The 16,351-nt window shown below is 65.0% G+C and carries 17 protein-coding genes, 1 tRNA gene and 1 riboswitch; of the genes, 15 read left to right on the plus strand and 3 right to left on the minus strand.

Translation table 11 applies throughout. The annotated features are described in order from the left end of the window. Nucleotides 1-84: 84 nt before the first annotated feature. Nucleotides 85-489, plus strand: coding sequence for a VOC family protein (locus HS053_RS10185; RefSeq protein ID WP_174211132.1), 405 nt, complete (start codon nt 85-87; stop codon nt 487-489). Nucleotides 490-494: 5 nt separating this feature from the next. On the opposite strand, the gene HS053_RS10190 is transcribed toward HS053_RS10185, so the two are convergent. Both HS053_RS10190 and HS053_RS10195 read right to left on the minus strand, forming a co-directional pair. Further along, nucleotides 495-568, minus strand: a tRNA-Gly gene (locus HS053_RS10190). 64 nt (nt 569-632) lie between these two features. Next, entirely contained in the window at nt 633-2,138 is a 1,506-nt protein-coding gene (locus HS053_RS10195) for a bifunctional metallophosphatase/5'-nucleotidase (RefSeq protein WP_174211133.1), read from the minus strand. Between the two features lie 169 nt (nt 2,139-2,307). Between HS053_RS10195 and HS053_RS10200 the strand changes: the two genes are divergently transcribed. The 9 genes from HS053_RS10200 (at nt 2,308) to trmB (ending at nt 10,044) form a co-directional block, all read left to right on the plus strand. Next, on the plus strand, nt 2,308-2,646 hold the full coding sequence (locus HS053_RS10200) for a DUF952 domain-containing protein (protein ID WP_174211134.1): 339 nt from the start codon (nt 2,308-2,310) through the stop codon (nt 2,644-2,646). Beyond that, nucleotides 2,643-3,704 (plus strand): quinone-dependent dihydroorotate dehydrogenase, encoded by a 1,062-nt coding sequence (locus HS053_RS10205; protein WP_174211135.1) that lies wholly within the window; start codon nt 2,643-2,645, stop codon nt 3,702-3,704. Before HS053_RS10200 ends, HS053_RS10205 begins: the two co-directional genes overlap by 4 nt. Then, nucleotides 3,695-4,141: a GNAT family N-acetyltransferase gene (locus HS053_RS10210; RefSeq protein WP_174211136.1), complete on the plus strand. Its 447-nt coding sequence runs from the start codon at nt 3,695-3,697 to the stop codon at nt 4,139-4,141. Before HS053_RS10205 ends, HS053_RS10210 begins: the two co-directional genes overlap by 10 nt. 59 nt (nt 4,142-4,200) lie before the next feature. Beyond that, a complete protein-coding gene (gene ybeY / locus HS053_RS10215; protein WP_174211137.1) occupies nt 4,201-4,707 on the plus strand; it encodes an rRNA maturation RNase YbeY in 507 nt (168 codons plus the stop codon). Between the two features lie 37 nt (nt 4,708-4,744). Then, nucleotides 4,745-5,650: a hemolysin family protein gene (locus tag HS053_RS10220; RefSeq protein WP_174211138.1), complete on the plus strand. Its 906-nt coding sequence runs from the start codon at nt 4,745-4,747 to the stop codon at nt 5,648-5,650. Nucleotide 5,651: 1 nt separating this feature from the next. Further along, nucleotides 5,652-7,133, plus strand: a complete 1,482-nt coding sequence (lnt, locus tag HS053_RS10225; protein WP_174211139.1) for an apolipoprotein N-acyltransferase — start codon at nt 5,652-5,654, stop codon at nt 7,131-7,133. A 31-nt stretch (nt 7,134-7,164) separates the two neighbouring features. Further along, nucleotides 7,165-7,213, plus strand: a riboswitch (SAM-SAH riboswitch). A 6-nt stretch (nt 7,214-7,219) separates the two neighbouring features. Continuing rightward, entirely contained in the window at nt 7,220-8,386 is a 1,167-nt protein-coding gene (gene metK / locus HS053_RS10230; RefSeq protein WP_174211140.1) for a methionine adenosyltransferase, read from the plus strand. Between the two features lie 87 nt (nt 8,387-8,473). After that, nucleotides 8,474-9,274 (plus strand): DUF1353 domain-containing protein, encoded by an 801-nt coding sequence (locus HS053_RS10235; RefSeq protein WP_174211141.1) that lies wholly within the window; start codon nt 8,474-8,476, stop codon nt 9,272-9,274. A gap of 68 nt (nt 9,275-9,342) precedes the next feature. Continuing rightward, on the plus strand, nt 9,343-10,044 hold the full coding sequence (gene trmB / locus HS053_RS10240; RefSeq protein ID WP_174211142.1) for a tRNA (guanine(46)-N(7))-methyltransferase TrmB: 702 nt from the start codon (nt 9,343-9,345) through the stop codon (nt 10,042-10,044). A 22-nt stretch (nt 10,045-10,066) separates the two neighbouring features. On the opposite strand, the gene HS053_RS10245 is transcribed toward trmB, so the two are convergent. Next, a complete protein-coding gene (locus HS053_RS10245) occupies nt 10,067-10,936 on the minus strand; it encodes a glycosyltransferase family protein (RefSeq protein WP_174211143.1) in 870 nt (289 codons plus the stop codon). 124 nt (nt 10,937-11,060) lie between these two features. Between HS053_RS10245 and miaB the strand changes: the two genes are divergently transcribed. The 5 genes from miaB (at nt 11,061) to trpB (ending at nt 16,178) form a co-directional block, all read left to right on the plus strand. Next, nucleotides 11,061-12,371 (plus strand): tRNA (N6-isopentenyl adenosine(37)-C2)-methylthiotransferase MiaB, encoded by a 1,311-nt coding sequence (gene miaB, locus HS053_RS10250; protein ID WP_174211144.1) that lies wholly within the window; start codon nt 11,061-11,063, stop codon nt 12,369-12,371. 213 nt (nt 12,372-12,584) lie between these two features. After that, nucleotides 12,585-13,109 (plus strand): OmpA family protein, encoded by a 525-nt coding sequence (locus tag HS053_RS10255; RefSeq protein ID WP_347233316.1) that lies wholly within the window; start codon nt 12,585-12,587, stop codon nt 13,107-13,109. A gap of 5 nt (nt 13,110-13,114) precedes the next feature. Further along, nucleotides 13,115-13,468 (plus strand): hypothetical protein, encoded by a 354-nt coding sequence (locus HS053_RS10260; RefSeq protein WP_174211146.1) that lies wholly within the window; start codon nt 13,115-13,117, stop codon nt 13,466-13,468. A gap of 205 nt (nt 13,469-13,673) precedes the next feature. Next, a complete protein-coding gene (locus tag HS053_RS10265; protein WP_174211147.1) occupies nt 13,674-14,693 on the plus strand; it encodes a PhoH family protein in 1,020 nt (339 codons plus the stop codon). A gap of 252 nt (nt 14,694-14,945) precedes the next feature. Then, the gene (gene trpB / locus HS053_RS10270; protein ID WP_174211148.1) at nt 14,946-16,178 is read left to right on the plus strand and encodes a tryptophan synthase subunit beta; all 1,233 of its coding nucleotides are present in this window, start codon (nt 14,946-14,948) and stop codon (nt 16,176-16,178) included. Nucleotides 16,179-16,351 lie beyond the last annotated feature (173 nt).

Consider the following 16,351-nt stretch of genomic DNA (forward strand, 5'->3'; position numbering starts at 1 on the left):
GTATATAGTTAGCGCTTGTGCTAAGTTTCTGTTGCCCGGTGTCGCCGGTTGCGACAGGATCGGGGGGCAACAGGAGGTGGTGCCATGTCCCGCATGATCTTTGTCAATCTGCCCGTCAGCGACATTCCCCGGGCGCGGCGGTTTTATGAAAGCCTTGGCTTTGCCATCAACGAGCAGTTTTCCGGCCCGGATACCGCCTGTGTGGTGGTCTCGGAAACGATTTACCTGATGGTGCTGGCGCGTGACCGTTTCGCCGGCTTCTGCGCCCTGCCGGTGGGCGATCCGGCGCGCGAGACGGCGGTTCTGCTGGCGCTGAGTTGCGAGGGCCGGCCGGCGGTGGATGTGATGGCGGCGGCGGCGCTGGCCCATGGCGGGCGCGAGGTGCGTCCGGCCGAGGATCACGGGTTCATGTATCAGCGCTGCTTTGCCGATCCCGACGGCAATGTGTTCGAGCCGTTCTGGATGGACCCGGCGGCGGTTGCTGGCTGAGGGATTGGAGCGGGTGACGGGAATCGAACCCGTGTCTTTAGCTTGGAAGGCTAAGGTCTTACCATTACACAACACCCGCGCTGTGCCGACAGATAGCACCCCGCAGCGGCAGGCTCAAGCCATCCGCTGCGGGGCAGGGGCGATCAGTTGCCCAGCTTCTTGATCCGGCCTTCGGGGGCCAGGTTCACGGTGCCGAGTTTCTCGACATAGGCCATCACGTCATTGGCCACGAAGGCGCCGCCGCCGGTATCGGTCACCAGCCGCCCGCCGCCGAGGGCTGCATAGCCATCGCCGCCGCCGAGGATGTAATCGTTGACCGCGACGGTATAAAGCTTGTCGGCTTCAAGCGGCGCACCCGCCACCATGACCTCGCTGACCCGGCTGCCCGCCGGGGCGGAAGCGTCAAACGCATAGCTCAGGCCCGAGACCTGTGCAAACCGGCCGGCACCCTTTTCGACCTGACTCACGCCGTTTTCCAGCGCCAGCAGCACCTGCGAACCCGGCAGTTCGGTGACCACGGTGACATTGCCGAAGGGCAGTTCGGTCAGGATGTCGCGGCGGGTCAGCTTGGTGCCTGCGTCATAGGTGCGGTCGCCCCGGATGCCGCCGCCGTTCATGATGGCGATATCGGCGCCGGTCTGGGCCCGCATCGCATCGGCGATCAGGTTGCCCATGGTCGTCTCTTCGCCGCGCACCATGTTGCGCCGCGAATCAAGCGGCGCCTCAAGCGTGCCGATCTCGACATTCAGCGCCGCATCCAGATCGGCGGTCAGCTTGTCGGCCAATGCCTGGCTTTCGGGGTCAGGCTCGACCGTGGCGGTGTCGATGAAGCGGAAGGCGGGGGTCCATTTGACCGTGCGCTTGCCGTCCTTTTCGGTGACCTCGACCGTCAGGTCGATGGGCGACAGAAGCTGTGCATCCACCGAGGTTTCGACATAGGCCGTCACCCCGTCATAGGCGGTGGCATAGGAGTGGTCGTCACCCGACAGGATCACGTCGAAGGCGTGGCTGGCGATCAGGGCGCGGTCATTGTCCATATTGGTCTGCACCACGCCTACCACCAGATCGGCGCCCTGATCACGGGCGTCCTTGGCGGCGGCAATGGCGCTGTCCACCGTGGGCAGGAATTTCAGGCTGCCGGTCGAAGAGACCTCGGGCGAGGTATCCTGCGCCACCGGGATCAGCGCGATCTTCAGCCCGGCCAGTTCCTTGACCATGACACCGCCCAAACCTTCGATCGGGCTGCCGTCATCCTTGGTGATGTTGATGGCGGCCCAAGGGTATTTCGAGCCCTTCATCCGTTCCATGAACAGGTCGGGGCCGAAGTCGAATTCATGGTTGCCGGGCACCGCAAGGTCGAACGGCACCAGATTGGTGAAATCGACGGTGTTCTGCCCCTTGTCGAACCCCGAGGCGAGCGAGGGCGACAGCATGTCGCCGTTGAAAAGATAAAGCGTGTTGGGATTGGCGGCACGTTCGGCCTTGGCAACGGCATTCAGGCGGGCAAAGCCGCCGCGGCCATCCTCGTCCTGAAAATTATAGACATCGCCGACACCCAGCAGGGTGATCTTGATCGTTTCGGCGGCAAGCGGAGCGGCGCCGAGCGTGGCGAGAAGCGAAAGCGTGGAAAGACGGGTAAAACGACTCATCTGCGTAACCTCTTGGCTGCGTGGAGTGGGGCGATGGTCGGCCTTTGCCGTGCCACCTGTCAAAAGCTTTCGTCTGAAGGGGTGACAGGCCCGTGACGGGGCGGCGATGCCTTGCCCCCAGACGCCCTTGCCCATTGACCCGCAGGGCACAACGGGGCATCACCGCGCCATGCTGATCTACAAGATTTTCCGCCGCCCCGAATGGGATGCTTTCCGCGCCGCGGGCGAGACCGCCGGGGCGCCCGTCGATCTGGCCGACGGGTTCATCCATTTTTCCGCAGCGCCGCAACTGGCCGAGACGGCAGCCCGCCATTTTGCCACCGAAAGCGACCTTGTGCTGGTGGCCTGCGATGCTGCCCGTCTGGGGGCGGCCCTGAAATGGGAGCCGTCACGGGGTGGGGCGCTTTTCCCGCATCTCTTCCGCGTGTTGACCCTTGCCGATGTGGTCTGGGACAAGTCGCTGCCCCTTGGCGCCAGCGGTCATATTTTTCCCGAAGGTGTGTTTTGAGCCTGACCGAACGTCTGGGCCTTGCCCTGTTGCACCGGATCGACCCCGAGCGGGGGCATGGTCTGTCGCTGACGGCGCTGCGGTCGGGGTTGGTGCCCTTGCCGGGGGTGGTGACTTCGGCGCGGCTGGCCTGCACGCTGGCGGGGATGTCGCTGCCCAATCCGGTGGGGCTGGCGGCGGGATATGACAAGAACGCCACCGCGATTGCGCCGCTGACGCGGGCGGGCTTTGGTTTTGTCGAGGTGGGGGCCGCGACGCCGCGCCCGCAACCGGGCAATCCGCAGCCGCGTCTGTTCCGCCTGACCGAGGATCGGGCGGTGATCAACCGTTTCGGTTTCAACAACGAGGGCGCCGAGGCGATTGCGGCCCGGCTGGCCGCCCGTCCGCAGGGGCCGGTTCCGGTGGGGCTGAACCTTGGCGCCAACAAGGACAGTGCCGACCGTGCCGCCGATTTCGCCCGGGTGCTGGCCATCTGCGGCCCGCATGTCGATTTCGCCACCGTCAACGTCAGTTCCCCCAACACCGAACGGCTGCGCGACCTGCAGGGGCGGGCGGCGCTGTCGGCGCTCTTGGCGGGGGTGATGGAGGTGCGCAGCGGGTTGGCGCGGCGCATTCCGGTCTTTCTCAAAATCGCGCCCGATCTGGGCGGCGATGAGCTGGCCGAGATTGCCGAAGTGGCTTTGGCCTCCGGTCTGGATGCGATCATTGCCACCAACACCACGCTGTCGCGCGAAGGTTTGAAAAGTGTAAGCAAGGCCGAGGCTGGCGGCCTTTCCGGCGTGCCGTTGTTCGAAAAGTCTACCCGGGTTCTGGCGCAGCTTTCGCAACTGACCGAAGGAAAGTTGCCTTTGGTGGGCGTGGGCGGCATTTCTTCGGCCGAAGACGCCTATCAGAAGATCCGCGCCGGCGCCTCGGTGGTGCAGTTTTATTCGGCGATGGTCTATCAGGGCATGTCGCTGGTGCCGCGGGTGGCGCGGGGGCTGGATGCGGCGCTGGCGCGCGGCGGTTTCGCCACGGTTGCGGCGGCGGTGGGCACGGGGCGCGGCGCATGGCTGTGACCTTTCGCCTTGCCCGGCGCGGCGATGTGCCGGCTTTGGTGGCGATGCTGGCCGATGATCCACTGGGTGCGGCCCGCGAAACGGCTGACATGGCGCCCTATCTTGCCGCCTTTGACGCGATTGTCACCAGCCCGGCGCAGCATCTGATCGTGGGGGAGCAGGCGGGCCGGATCGTGGCCACCTGTCAATTGACCCTGCTGCCCGGCCTGTCGCGGCAGGGCGCCACCCGCGCGCTGGTCGAGGCGGTGCGCGTCGCGGCAGACCTGCGGTCTTCTGGCGTCGGGGCGCTGTTGATGGCCGAGGCCGAGGCGCGCGCCCGCGCCGCCGGGGCGGTGCTGATCCAGTTGACCACCGACAAGAGCCGCCACCGCGCCCATGCCTTTTATGACCGGCTGGGCTATGAGCAAAGCCATCTGGGCTACAAGAAGGCGCTGTGATCCGCCCATGCGGCGGCCTGCCGCTTGCCGTGGCGCAGCACAAAGGATAGGGCGCGGCCATGGAACCGCTGGTTGATATCGTCATCGAGGATGACCGCTGGGAGGCGCTGGGGCTTGAGCCGCTGGCAACCCGCGCTGTTGTGGCGGCGCTTGAGGAACTGGGCCTTGGGCAGGCGGGCTTCACCCTCTGCCTGATGGGCTGCGACGATGCCCGCATTGCCGAACTCAACGCCGATTTTCGCGGCAAGCCGCAGCCGACCAATGTGCTGTCCTGGCCCAGCGAGGAGCGTGCGGCAGAAACCCCCGGCACCGCGCCCGATCTGCCCGAGCCGGGCGACCCCGATGACCCCGAGGAGTTGGGCGATATCGCGCTGGCCTATGAAACCTGCGCGGCAGAGGCCGCTGCGGCGGGCAAGCCGATGGCGGATCATGCCACCCATCTGGTGGTGCATGGGTTTCTGCATCTGCTGGGCTATGACCATGTTGAGCCCGACGACGGCGATCTGATGGAAGCAACCGAGGTGGCGATACTTGCGCGCCTTGGCCTTTCTGACCCATATTCATAACTGCGCCCCCGGACGGGCGCCTTCGGACCAAGGACCAATGGGCAGTACGAACGAAGACTCTTCTGTAGCGCCGCGCGTGGCAGACAGAAGCGAGGGCGAAGAGCCTCCGACACGCGGATTTTTCGGGCGTCTGCTTGACGCGCTTTCTCCACAGGATGCAGAGCGGTCGGGGCAAGGGGCCGCGGCGGGCGGCGGCGGAACCGCGTTGCACCCGGGTCTGGGCAATCTGCGCCGGATGCGGGTGGATGATGTGGCCATCCCCAAGGTGGAAATCGTCGCGGTGCCGCTGGACATCGGCAAGGATGAGCTGGTCGAGGTGTTCCGCAAACATGGCTTCAGCCGCCTGCCGGTTTACAAGGGCACGCTGGACCATCCGCAAGGGCTGGTTCTGCTCAAGGATCTGGCGTTGCAGCACGGCTTTGGCGCCTCGGCGCGGTTCAGCCTCAAGCGGCTGTTGCGCCCGGTGTTGTTCGCGCCGCCGTCGATGCCTGCGGGCACGCTCTTGCAGAAGATGCAGCGCGACCGGGTGCATATGGCGCTGGTGATCGACGAATATGGCGGGGTGGACGGTCTGGTCACCATCGAAGACCTGATCGAAACCGTGATCGGCGAGATCGAGGACGAACATGACGAGGCCGAGGGCGCCCTCTGGAAAGAGGAAAAGCCGGGGGTCTATGTCGCGCAGGCGCTGACCCCGCTGGAAGAGTTCGAGGCGGCCATCGGCCTGCGCCTGCGTCAGGACGAGGATGACAGCGAGATCGACACTTTGGGCGGGCTGGTCTTTCTGCGCACTGGCCGGGTGCCCGCGCGGGGCGAGATCGTGACCCATGAAAGCGGCGTGGAGTTCGAGGTGATCGACGCCGACGCCCGCCGGATCAAGCGGCTGCGGGTGCGCCTGCCCGGGGTTGCCCCTGCCGAAACCCCGGCTGCCGTGGCTGAATGAGATGAAGGCGCTGCGCGCAGGCTGGCCGGGGCTGCGGCCCGTGGCCCTTGCCGCAGCGGCGGGCGCTGTCGCTGCGCTGGGGCAAGAGCCGCTGGGCTGGTGGCCTGCCGCGCTTGCCGGCTTTGCGGCGCTGATCCGGCTGGTGCTGCGGGCGCCGCGGGGCGCGGGTTGGCTCGCGCTGTTCGGCGGGGCGGGGCATTTTGCCGTCGCGCTGAACTGGATTGTCGAGCCTTTCATGGTCGAGCCGGAGACCTATGGCTGGATGGCCCCCTTTGCCTTGGTCGGGCTGGCCTTCGGGTTGGCGTTGTTCTGGGCCGGGGTGGCGGTGCTGGCGCGGCGGTTCGTGCCGGGCGCGTTGGGGCTGGTTGCCGCGCTGACCCTTGCCGAGATGCTGCGCGGCCATGTGCTGACCGGGTTTCCATGGGCCTTGCCGGGCCATGTCTGGTTTCACACGCCGGTTTTGCAGGGGGCGGCGCTGTTTGGCGGCTATGGGCTGACACTGCTGACGCTTTTGGCGGCGGCGGGGCTGGCCAGCCCGCGCTGGCCCGGGGCGCTGATGGCGGCGGCGCAGGTGGCGGCGGGCTGGGGCTGGGGGCTGATTGCCCTGTCGCAGCCTGATCCGGCGGCGCCGGGTGTAACCCTGCGGTTGGTGCAGCCCAATGCGGAACAGCGGCTGAAATGGGATCCCGACCTTGCCGCGACGCATTTCGACCGGCTTTTGCGGCTGTCGGCGCCGCAAGGGGCCGTGCCAGATCTGGTGGTCTGGCCGGAAACCGCGCTGCCCTATCTTCTGGACCGCCACCCCGAGATTGCCGGCATGATCGCGGCTGCTGCGGGTGGCGCGCCGGTGGCGCTGGGGTTGCAGCGGGTTGCGGGTGAGCAGGCGTGGAACAGCCTGACGGTCATCGCCCCGGACGGCACCGAAATCGCGCGCTATGACAAGGCGCATCTGGTGCCCTTTGGCGAGTATATTCCTGCGGGCGATCTGGCCTATCGGCTGTTCGGGCTGCGCGCCTTCGCCTCGCAGGCGGGGGCGAGCTATACGGCTGGTCCCGGCCCCCAAATTATGGATCTGGGGGGCAAACTGGGCGAGATTTTGCCGCTGATCTGCTATGAGGCGGTCTTTCCGCAGGACATCCGCGCCGCCGCCAGCCGCCCCGGCTGGCTGTTGCAGGTGACCAATGACGCCTGGTTCGGCACCCTGACCGGCCCGTTTCAACACGCGGCCCTTGCCCGGCTGCGCGCGGTGGAGTTCGGGCTGCCATTGGCACGGGCGGCCAATACCGGGGTCACCGCCGTTTATGACGCACGCGGGCGGCAGGTTGCCGCCTTGCCCTTCGGCACCGAAGGCGCGCTGGATGTGGCGCTTCCGGGTGCGCTGTCGGCCACGCCCTATGCCCGTTTTGGCGAAATTCCGGTGCTTTTGTTGCTGGCGGGTCTGCTGGGGCTGGCCATCTGGCGCCGCCGCCACAGCCTTGCTTGACCCTGCGCCGCAAAGCGCCTAGGCAGCTTGCGATCCGCCTCAACGGCTTCCTGGCGAGGCGGAATGATCCCAATGGAGCGCTTCCCATGAGCCGTCAGAACTATGTTTTCACCTCGGAATCGGTTTCCGAGGGCCATCCCGACAAGGTTTGCGACCGTATTTCCGATGCGGTGCTGGATGCTTTCCTGACCGAAGAGCCGAACGCCCGCGTCGCCTGCGAGACCTTTGCCACCACAAACCGGGTGGTTGTCGGCGGCGAGGTGGGGCTGTCCACCAAGGAAAAGACCCGCGAGATGGTGGGCCGGGTCGAGGCCATCGTGCGCGATGCCGTGCGCGACATCGGTTATGAACAGAAGAAGTTCCACTGGGAAAAGATCAAGGTTCACAACTATCTGCACGAACAATCGGCCCATATCGCCCAAGGCGTGGACCGCGACGGCGCCGGCGATCAGGGCATCATGTTCGGCTATGCCACCCGTGAGACGCCCGAGTTCATGCCGGCGCCGATCCAATATGCCCATGCCATCCTGCGCCGCTTGGCCGAGGTGCGCAAATCGGGTGCCGAGCCGACACTGGGCCCGGATGCCAAAAGCCAGCTCACCCTGCGCTATGAAGGTGGCAGGCCGGTCGAGGTGACTTCAATCGTGCTGTCCACCCAGCACACGTCGAAGCGGCAGACCTCCAAGGTGATCCGCGGCATCGTGGAGCCCTATATCCGCGAGATTCTGCCCGAAGGCTGGCTGACCAAGAAGACCGAATGGCACGTCAACCCGACCGGAACCTTTGTCATCGGCGGGCCGGATGGCGATGCGGGCCTGACGGGCCGCAAGATCATCGTTGATACCTATGGCGGCGCGGCGCCCCATGGTGGCGGCGCCTTCAGCGGCAAAGACCCGACCAAGGTTGACCGTTCGGCGGCCTATGCCGCGCGCTATCTGGCCAAGAACGTGGTGGCCGCCGGGCTGGCGGACCGCTGCACGCTGCAAGTGTCTTATGCCATCGGTGTGGCCAAGCCGCTGTCGATCTATGTCGATACCCATGGCACCGGGCAGGTGGATGCCGCCCAGATCGAAAAGGCTGTGGCCGAGGTCATGGACCTGACCCCGCGCGGCATCCGCGAGCATCTGCAACTGAACCGTCCGATCTATGCCCGCACCAGCGCCTATGGCCATTTCGGCCGCGCACCCGAGGCGGATGGTGGCTTCTCCTGGGAGAAGACCGATCTGGTCGAGGCGCTGAAAAAAGCGGTCTGACCGCTTTTGGCGCTGCAAACCGGGCGCGCCCTTGCCAGAGGGCGCGCCTTTGCATTAGCCATGGGCAGCACTTCAAACGGTTGTCCCATGATCTTTTCGCGCCTTCTGCCCGCCTTTGGCACCTTTGCCCTTCTGACCGCCTGCGTTCCCGCCGATCTGCCCACCGCTGCGCGCACGCTGCCCGCCAACAGCCGGGAATGCCCGGTGGGTGCGGGGGCAGGGTGTTACTTCCGCAACTCGCCAGTGAAATTGCAGCCGGAAAAGGTCGAGATTGCAGGCCGGCCCTATGTGTTCCACCCCACGGCGCGCAGCCTTGAATTTGTCGATGGCGAAGGCCGGGGCTGGACGGCACCCACCGGCACGCTGACCGATGGCGCCTCGATCCCGCAGATCTTCGTGCCCATCGTCGGCAATCCGCGCAGCCGGGAATTCGCCAATGCCGCCGCGATGCATGACGCCTGGTGCGGCATCGGCAACGAGGATGGCCCGGTTTTTCACAAGGCGACATGGCAGGAAGTCCACCGTATGTTCTATGACAGCCTGATCGTCGGCGGCACCGATGATGTCCGGGCCAAGGTCATGTTCGCCGCCGTCTGGCTGGGTGGCCCGCGCTGGTCGCCGATCAGCCGGGCGCCAGATACAAGACTGGACCGGCTGCCTGCCGAACTGCGGCGTGACGCGATGCGCCGCGCCAAGACCTATATCGAGCGGGAAAATCCGCCGATCCTCCTGCTGATCCCCTATCTGCACGAGGTGGAGCGCGGGATGTTTCAGGCCGTGGCGCGCGAAGGGGCTGACGGGCAGGACGGCACCGATCCCAACGAAGGCTATGAAGGTTATCCGCCTGTGGCGGGGGCGCCCGGTCCGGTTGGCGCCGTGCAGCAATAGCCGCGGCGCCCCGCCCTTGACCCGCGCCCCCGCGCCTGCGAAGAGGCCGCCGCGACCCGGAGGGACAGATGGACAGCACGGCAGGGCAGGGTGAACGGCGGAACTTCTATGGCCGCGTGCATGGCAAGACCCTGCGCGCCAGCCAGAAGGACTATCTGGAAACCGATCTTGAGCCCTTGCGCCTCAAGGGCGTGACCCCGGCTGAAAACCCCGGGCGCGATGCCGTGTCGCTGGATTTCACCGGCGGGCGTCCGTTGTGGCTTGAGGTCGGCTTTGGCGGCGGCGAGCATCTGGTGCATATGGCCGCGGCCAATCCGCAGGTCTTCCTGATCGGGGCCGAGCCTTTCGTGAACGGCATTGCCATGCTTTTGGGCAAGATCCGCAAGGCCGGGGTACAGAACCTTGCGCTGCATCCGGGCGATGTGCGCGACCTCTTCGATGTGCTGCCCGAAGCCAGTGTCAGCAAGGTTTTCCTGAATTACCCCGACCCCTGGCCCAAGGCCCGCCACCACCGCCGCCGTTTTGTGACGCCCGGCTATCTGGCGCTTTTGGCGCGGGTGATGGCGCCGGGGGCCGAATTCCGGGTGGCCACCGACATTCCCGATTACGTCCGCCAGACGCTGGAAGAGGTGCCGCAGGCCGGCTTCGACCTGATTGCAGAGGCGGGGTTGGGTGGGGCATGGGCCGACTGGTATTCCACTCGCTATGAACAAAAGGCGCTGCGCGAGGGGCGCGAACCGCATTACCTGACTTTCCGGCGGCAGGGCTAGACGGGGGCGGGCAAGGCGGGCGTCAGAACCACTGACCCGGTTCCATCAGGCCAAGGTCCATCAGTTGCTGGCTGTGCCACTGGAACGGCACCGAATTGTGCCAACTGAAATCATGGATGTCGAACATCGACCCGGCGTTGCTGCGCAGGGCCTTGGCGGTGCGGAAGCTGGCAATGGCGGTGGTGATGTTGTGGTGCCACGCGCATGCGTAGGTATTATATTCCTCGTCCGAAAAGGTGTAATCGCCGCGCAGCACCAGTCCGGGCGCGGTCTTGAACAGCGCGATCCGGTCGATCTTGCGGCGGATCACCGGCACATGCTCTTCAAACCGCCAGCGCAACCCGCCAAAGAAATCCAGTTGCCGCTCTTTGGGGTAATTGTGGTTGGCCGGATCGGGCCGGGCCAGCGCGTAATAACCCGACCTGTCCAGATGCGCCCGTTCAAGCGAGACGGCATTGGGATGTTGCCCCAGATCGTCGGCATAAAGATCAATGACATAGGACAGCATCGCCGTCCGCCGCTCTTCGACGTGAAAGGCGATCAGTTCGCGGACATTGCGCGTTTCGCAAAAGGGGTGGAACAGGTATTCGGCGTTGTAGCAGTAATAGAGCCAAATCTCTGGCGCGGCGGCGATCACCGCATTGATGGCATCGAACACCGCATTCTCGCGGTGAACATCCAGCATCACGCGATGCACCAGCGCCTCAAGCGCGGGCGGAACCTCGATCCCTTCAGGGGCCAACAGGGCGACATGGGGAAAGCCCGCGGCCAGATGGTGGCGCAGGGTGGTGTCCACCTCGACCGGGTCTTCGGCGAAGATCAGGGCGAGCGGGCCCTTGGCAAAGGCCGCCTTGCCCTGTTCGAGGAAGGCGGAAAGGGATGCGTATCTCATGCGGTGTCCTGAGCCGGTCTTTGGCCATCGGGCACAGAATCGGTGAAGGCAGCGTGCATTGCAAGCCTGCCGCGTTGCGAAACGCGCGATCTTGGCTTATGCCGTCCGCTTGCCGGAGGATGCCATGACCGAACCCAGAAAGCTCTTCATCAAGACCTATGGCTGTCAGATGAATGTCTATGACAGCGAGCGTATGGCCGAAGCCATGGGCGGCGAGGGCTATGTTCTGACCGATCAGGCCGAGGGCGCCGACATGGTGCTGCTGAACACCTGCCATATCCGCGAAAAGGCGTCGGAAAAGCTTTACTCCGACCTTGGCCGCCTGCGGCCGCTGAAGGCGGCCAATCCGAACCTCAAGATCGGGGTGGCGGGTTGTGTGGCGCAGGCCGAAGGCGACGAGATTCTGCGGCGGATGCCGCTGGTTGATCTGGTGGTGGGACCGCAAGCCTATCACCGGCTGCCGGAAATGGCGTGGGCCGGGCGCCAGCAGGTCGATACCGAATTCCCGGTCGAGGACAAGTTCGACCTGCTTCCCGCCCGCAAGGCGCCGCGCGGCCCGACCGCCTTCCTGACCGTGCAGGAGGGGTGTGACAAGTTCTGTGCCTTTTGCGTGGTGCCCTATACCCGCGGCGCCGAAGTCAGCCGCCCCGGCGCCCGCATTCTGGATGAGGCGGCAAAGCTGGTGGAACGCGGCGTGCGTGAGATCACCCTTCTGGGGCAGAACGTGAATGCCTATCACGGCGCGGGCGAGGGCGGCGACTGGACCCTTGCCCGGCTGATCCGGGCACTGGCGGCCATCCCGGGGCTGGAGCGGCTGCGCTATACCACCAGCCATCCCAATGACATGGAGGATGACCTGATTGCCGCCCATGGCGATCTGCCGGCGCTGATGCCCTATCTGCATCTGCCGGTGCAATCGGGCAGCGACCGCATCCTCAAGGCGATGAACCGCAAACATACCGCCGAGCAATATCTGCGGCTGGTCGAGCGTATCCGCGCCGCGCGCCCGGATATCCTGCTGTCGTCCGATTTCATCGTGGGTTTCCCGGGCGAGACCGACCGTGATTTTGAAGACACGATGGAGCTGATCCGCGCCGTGGGCTTCGGTTCGGCCTTCAGTTTCAAATATTCCGCCCGCCCGGGCACCCCCGCCGCCGAGAAACCGCCGGTCGAAGAGGCATTGGCCGATGACCGGCTGCAGACCTTGCAGGCGCTGATCACGGCGCAGCAGCGCGCCGCGCAAGAGGCAATGGTGGGCCGCGAGGTGGGGGTGCTTTATGAAAAGCCGGGCCGCCTTGCCGGGCAGATGGTGGGCAAGTCCGATCACCTGCACGCCGTCCATGTCGAAGACCCGCAAGGTCGGGTCGGAGAGCTGGTCCGCGTGCGCGTCTCAGCTTCGGCGTCCAACTCTTTGGCGGCTGTAAGAATTCCCTGACGGCCTTTGCTGACTCCGCCACCACCTTGGGCCGAACCGCCGCCGGTGACGCAACAATTAGATGTTAAGCCCCGAGATTGTCTATATTTTGCTTGCGTTCGCCGGGGCAGGTCGGCAAGGCTAATCCTCAGTTTGGCGTAAAGATCGCAATATCGGGGGACTGCGGCGATGGCATTTCTGTCCATAGCGTTCCGTTTGGCAATGGGGGGGGCCGTGCTTGCGGCCGGTCTTGCGGGGGCGTCCGCCACGCTTGCGCAGGGCGCCCCGGATGTCTACGGCAAGATCGAATGGGGCGTCTGGCTGGACGACGACGGCTGTATGCATTGGTGGGCGGATGGCGGTGTCGAAGGCTATATGCTGGACCGCGTCAATCCCAAGACCGGCAAGCCGGTTTGCCTCAAGCGCAATACCTGCCTTGTCGAGAATACCGATACGCTCTTTGCCACCGACAGCCACAAGTTGACTGCCTCGGGCCGCAAGCGGCTTGAGGGTTTCTTCCGCAAGTCCGGCGCTTTTGGTTATGCCATCTACGGCCACACCGACAGCCGCGCCTCGGATGCCCATAACGACCGCTTGTCACAGCGCCGCGCGGCGGCGGTGGCGGCGGTGGCCCGGTCGGTCGGCGCCGTGGTCGAACGCGAAATCGGTTATGGCGAACGCCGCCCTGTCGCCAGCAACGCCACGGCTGCCGGGATGCAGAAGAACCGTCGCGTTGAAGTTGTCTGCTACCGCTGGTGATGAAAATGGCAAAAACCTCGTTTCTTGTTCTGGGGCTTGCGGGCCTGACACTGGTCGCGGGCTGCACCGATGGCCTGACGCCCTATACCAAAAGCGCCGATACGGTGATCGCCACGGCATCGGATTCGGGCGGTGACAAGATCGGCCTGCGTGAAGGCGAGGCCGCCATCGCCTATGACCCCGATGGCTGTCAGGGCTGGATCATCGACGATGGCGCCGAAGGCTATTCCGGCCGCCGCTATGACCCGGTTTCGGGGCTGCCGGTCTGCAACAATCTCTATCCGCCGGGAACGGTGGTTGGCAATTACCAGACGGATTCCGCGCCGGTCAAAGACTATGTTCCGGGGCGCCGGAACTGATTTCCGGGCAATTCTGCCACCAGATCGGGGGCCGCAGCGGTGCTGCGGCCCTTTCTCTTGTGGCGTGCCGACGGTGTTGCCTGAAAAAACGTCACCCGGATGTCACGAAACGGGCAGAGGCTGGCCCGGCGTCGAAACGGGGCTTGCCTGATCGGCGCTGCGGACGCAGACTTGACCTACGGCCCTTTTACAGAAGGAGACCCCTTTGGGCATCAGCGCGCTGACCCCCCCGACCCGTGCCGAAGACCTCGTGGAAACCGTTCTCGAATTCCCCGACAACCGGCTGCTTATCGACCTCTGCGGCGAGTATGACCGGAACCTCGCCCAGATCGAACACCAGATGGGGGTGCATGTCCTGCGACGCGGCAATCGCCTGTCGGTGATCGGCGACAAGGGGGCGCGCGAACAGGCTGCGGCGGTGCTGCGCGCGCTTTATGCCCGGCTTGAGGCCGGGCGCGGCCTTGCCGCGGGCGATATCGACGGCGCGATCCGCATGGGCCGCCCGATGCCCGCCACGCCCCGCGCCGAAGGCGAGCAGATCGAGATGTTCAATGCCTCTGGCATCGAGATCCGCACCCGCAAGAAACCGATCGAGCCGCGGACCGAAGCGCAGAAGACCTATGTGGCCAACCTTTTCGCCAATGAGCTGGGCTTTGGCATCGGGCCTGCGGGCACCGGCAAGACCTATCTGGCGGTGGCGGTGGGGGTGACGATGTTCATCTCTGGCGCGGTGGAAAAGATCATCCTGTCGCGTCCCGCGGTCGAGGCCGGTGAGCGGCTGGGTTTTCTTCCCGGCGACATGAAGGAAAAAGTCGATCCCTACATGCAGCCGCTTTATGATGCGCTGAACGATTTCCTGCCCGCCAAGCAGGTGCAGAAGCTGATGGAGGAAAAGCGGATCGAGATTGCGCCGCTGGCCTTCATGCGCGGCCGCACCCTGTCGAATGCCTTCGTGGTGCTGGACGAGGCGCAGAACGCCACGACCATGCAGATGAAGATGTTCCTCACCCGTCTGGGCGAGGGCAGCCGCATGGTCATCACCGGCGACCGCACCCAGATTGACCTGCCGCGCGGCGTGCCCTCGGGGCTTCAGGATGCCGAGCGCATTCTGAAAGGGGTGAAGGGCGTCAGCTTCAACTACTTCACCTCGAAGGATGTGGTGCGCCACCCGCTGGTCGCCCGCGTGATCGAAGCCTATGAGGCGGATGAGGCCAAGGGCGCCTGACCCCTTGCATTGAAGACTATTGCGCCGCCGTTTCTTGCGAAACGGCGGCATTTCTTTTTCTCGCCTCTGGCCTGCGACCAACCGGCTCGGGCGTGCCTCCGGCGGGATATTTGGGCCAAGATGAACGGGCGGGCTTTCATCTTGGTCCAAATATCCCGGGGGAGAGCCCGGAACGGGCGAGGGGGCAGCGCCCCCCTTTTCCCCGGGCGTCAAGGGCGCTACACCCTGATCAGCAGCATCGGGGAGTGGGCCATGGCCGAGGACGGGTTGAACAGTTTCATGACGGGGCCGGACGAAGCCGGGCGTTTCGGCATCTTCGGCGGGCGGTTCGTGTCGGAAACGCTGATGCCGCTGATCCTCGATCTGGAAGAGCGCTATGAATATGCCAAGACCGACCCGAGTTTCTGGGCGGAAATGGACGATCTGTGGAAGCATTATGTCGGCCGCCCCAGCCCCTTGTATTTCGCGCCGCGGCTGACCGCGCATCTGGGCGGTGCCAAGGTCTATATGAAGCGCGACGAGTTGAACCACACCGGCGCGCACAAGATCAACAATGTGCTGGGGCAGATCATCCTTGCCCGCCGCATGGGCAAGACCCGGATCATCGCCGAAACCGGCGCGGGGCAGCATGGGGTGGCGACGGCAACGGTCTGCGCCAAGTTCGGGCTGAAATGCGTGGTCTATATGGGCGCGCATGATGTCGAGCGGCAGGCGCCGAACGTGTTCCGCATGAAGTTGCTGGGGGCCGAGGTGATTCCGGTGACCTCGGGTCGCGGCACGCTGAAGGATGCGATGAACGATGCCTTGCGCGATTGGGTGACCAATGTGCGGGACACCTTCTATTGCATCGGCACGGTGGCGGGGCCGCATCCCTATCCGGCGATGGTGCGCGATTTCCAGTCGATCATCGGCAAGGAAGTGCGCTGGCAATTGGCCGAGCAGGAAGGCGAGGGGCGGCTGCCCGATACTGTGGTGGCGGCGATCGGCGGCGGCTCGAATGCGATGGGGCTGTTCTTCCCCTTCCTTGACGATCCTTCGGTGAACATCATCGGGGTCGAGGCGGGCGGCAAGGGCGTGGACGACCGGATGCAGCATTGTGCCAGCCTGACCGGCGGGCGGCCGGGCGTGCTGCATGGCAACCGCACCTATCTGTTGCAGGACGGCGACGGGCAGATTCTGGAAGGGTTTTCGATTTCGGCGGGGCTCGACTATCCGGGGATTGGGCCGGAGCATAGCTGGCTGCATGACATCGGCCGGGCGAGCTATGTCTCGATCACCGATGCCGAGGCGCTGGAGGCGTTCCAGCTTTGCGGCAAGCTGGAGGGAATCATCCCGGCGCTAGAGCCTTCCCATGCGCTGGCGCATGTGATGAAGATCGCGCCGGCCCTGCCCAAGGACCATATCATCGTGATGAACATGTGTGGCCGGGGCGACAAGGACATCTTCACGGTTGCCAAGCATCTGGGCGTGCAGATGGCTGTCTGAGGTCAGCGCAATCCGAAGGTCGGGCCGCCCTTGGGGCGGCCCATTTCGTTTTCGCGGCATAAACTGCGGTTTATGGCCCTATTTCTTGGGGATCAGGGGGCCGAAGCTAAACCCCCGGTCAATAGCCGGCGCCTGATCTGCCGTGTTTCCTGCTGTCATGCCGGGGGGATGTT

It is taken from the genome of Tabrizicola fusiformis (assembly GCF_013328815.1).
Taxonomy (GTDB): Bacteria; Pseudomonadota; Alphaproteobacteria; order Rhodobacterales; family Rhodobacteraceae; genus Fuscibacter.

Excerpts from the sequence above, each read along its gene's own strand:
- lnt (WP_174211139.1), top strand. The coding sequence starts at position 5,652 with ATGAAGGCGCTGCGCGCAGGCTGGCCGGGGCTGCGGCCCGTGGCCCTT.
- miaB (WP_174211144.1), top strand. The coding sequence starts at position 11,061 with ATGACCGAACCCAGAAAGCTCTTCATCAAGACCTATGGCTGTCAGATG.
- HS053_RS10200 (WP_174211134.1), top strand. The coding sequence starts at position 2,308 with ATGCTGATCTACAAGATTTTCCGCCGCCCCGAATGGGATGCTTTCCGC.
- HS053_RS10185 (WP_174211132.1), top strand. The coding sequence starts at position 85 with ATGTCCCGCATGATCTTTGTCAATCTGCCCGTCAGCGACATTCCCCGG.
- ybeY (WP_174211137.1), top strand. The coding sequence starts at position 4,201 with ATGGAACCGCTGGTTGATATCGTCATCGAGGATGACCGCTGGGAGGCG.
- trpB (WP_174211148.1), top strand. The coding sequence starts at position 14,946 with ATGGCCGAGGACGGGTTGAACAGTTTCATGACGGGGCCGGACGAAGCC.
- trmB (WP_174211142.1), top strand. The coding sequence starts at position 9,343 with ATGGACAGCACGGCAGGGCAGGGTGAACGGCGGAACTTCTATGGCCGC.
- HS053_RS10195 (WP_174211133.1), bottom strand. The coding sequence starts at position 2,138 with ATGAGTCGTTTTACCCGTCTTTCCACGCTTTCGCTTCTCGCCACGCTC.
- HS053_RS10260 (WP_174211146.1), top strand. The coding sequence starts at position 13,115 with ATGGCAAAAACCTCGTTTCTTGTTCTGGGGCTTGCGGGCCTGACACTG.
- metK (WP_174211140.1), top strand. The coding sequence starts at position 7,220 with ATGAGCCGTCAGAACTATGTTTTCACCTCGGAATCGGTTTCCGAGGGC.
- HS053_RS10210 (WP_174211136.1), top strand. The coding sequence starts at position 3,695 with ATGGCTGTGACCTTTCGCCTTGCCCGGCGCGGCGATGTGCCGGCTTTG.
- HS053_RS10235 (WP_174211141.1), top strand. The coding sequence starts at position 8,474 with ATGATCTTTTCGCGCCTTCTGCCCGCCTTTGGCACCTTTGCCCTTCTG.
- HS053_RS10220 (WP_174211138.1), top strand. The coding sequence starts at position 4,745 with ATGGGCAGTACGAACGAAGACTCTTCTGTAGCGCCGCGCGTGGCAGAC.
- HS053_RS10245 (WP_174211143.1), bottom strand. The coding sequence starts at position 10,936 with ATGAGATACGCATCCCTTTCCGCCTTCCTCGAACAGGGCAAGGCGGCC.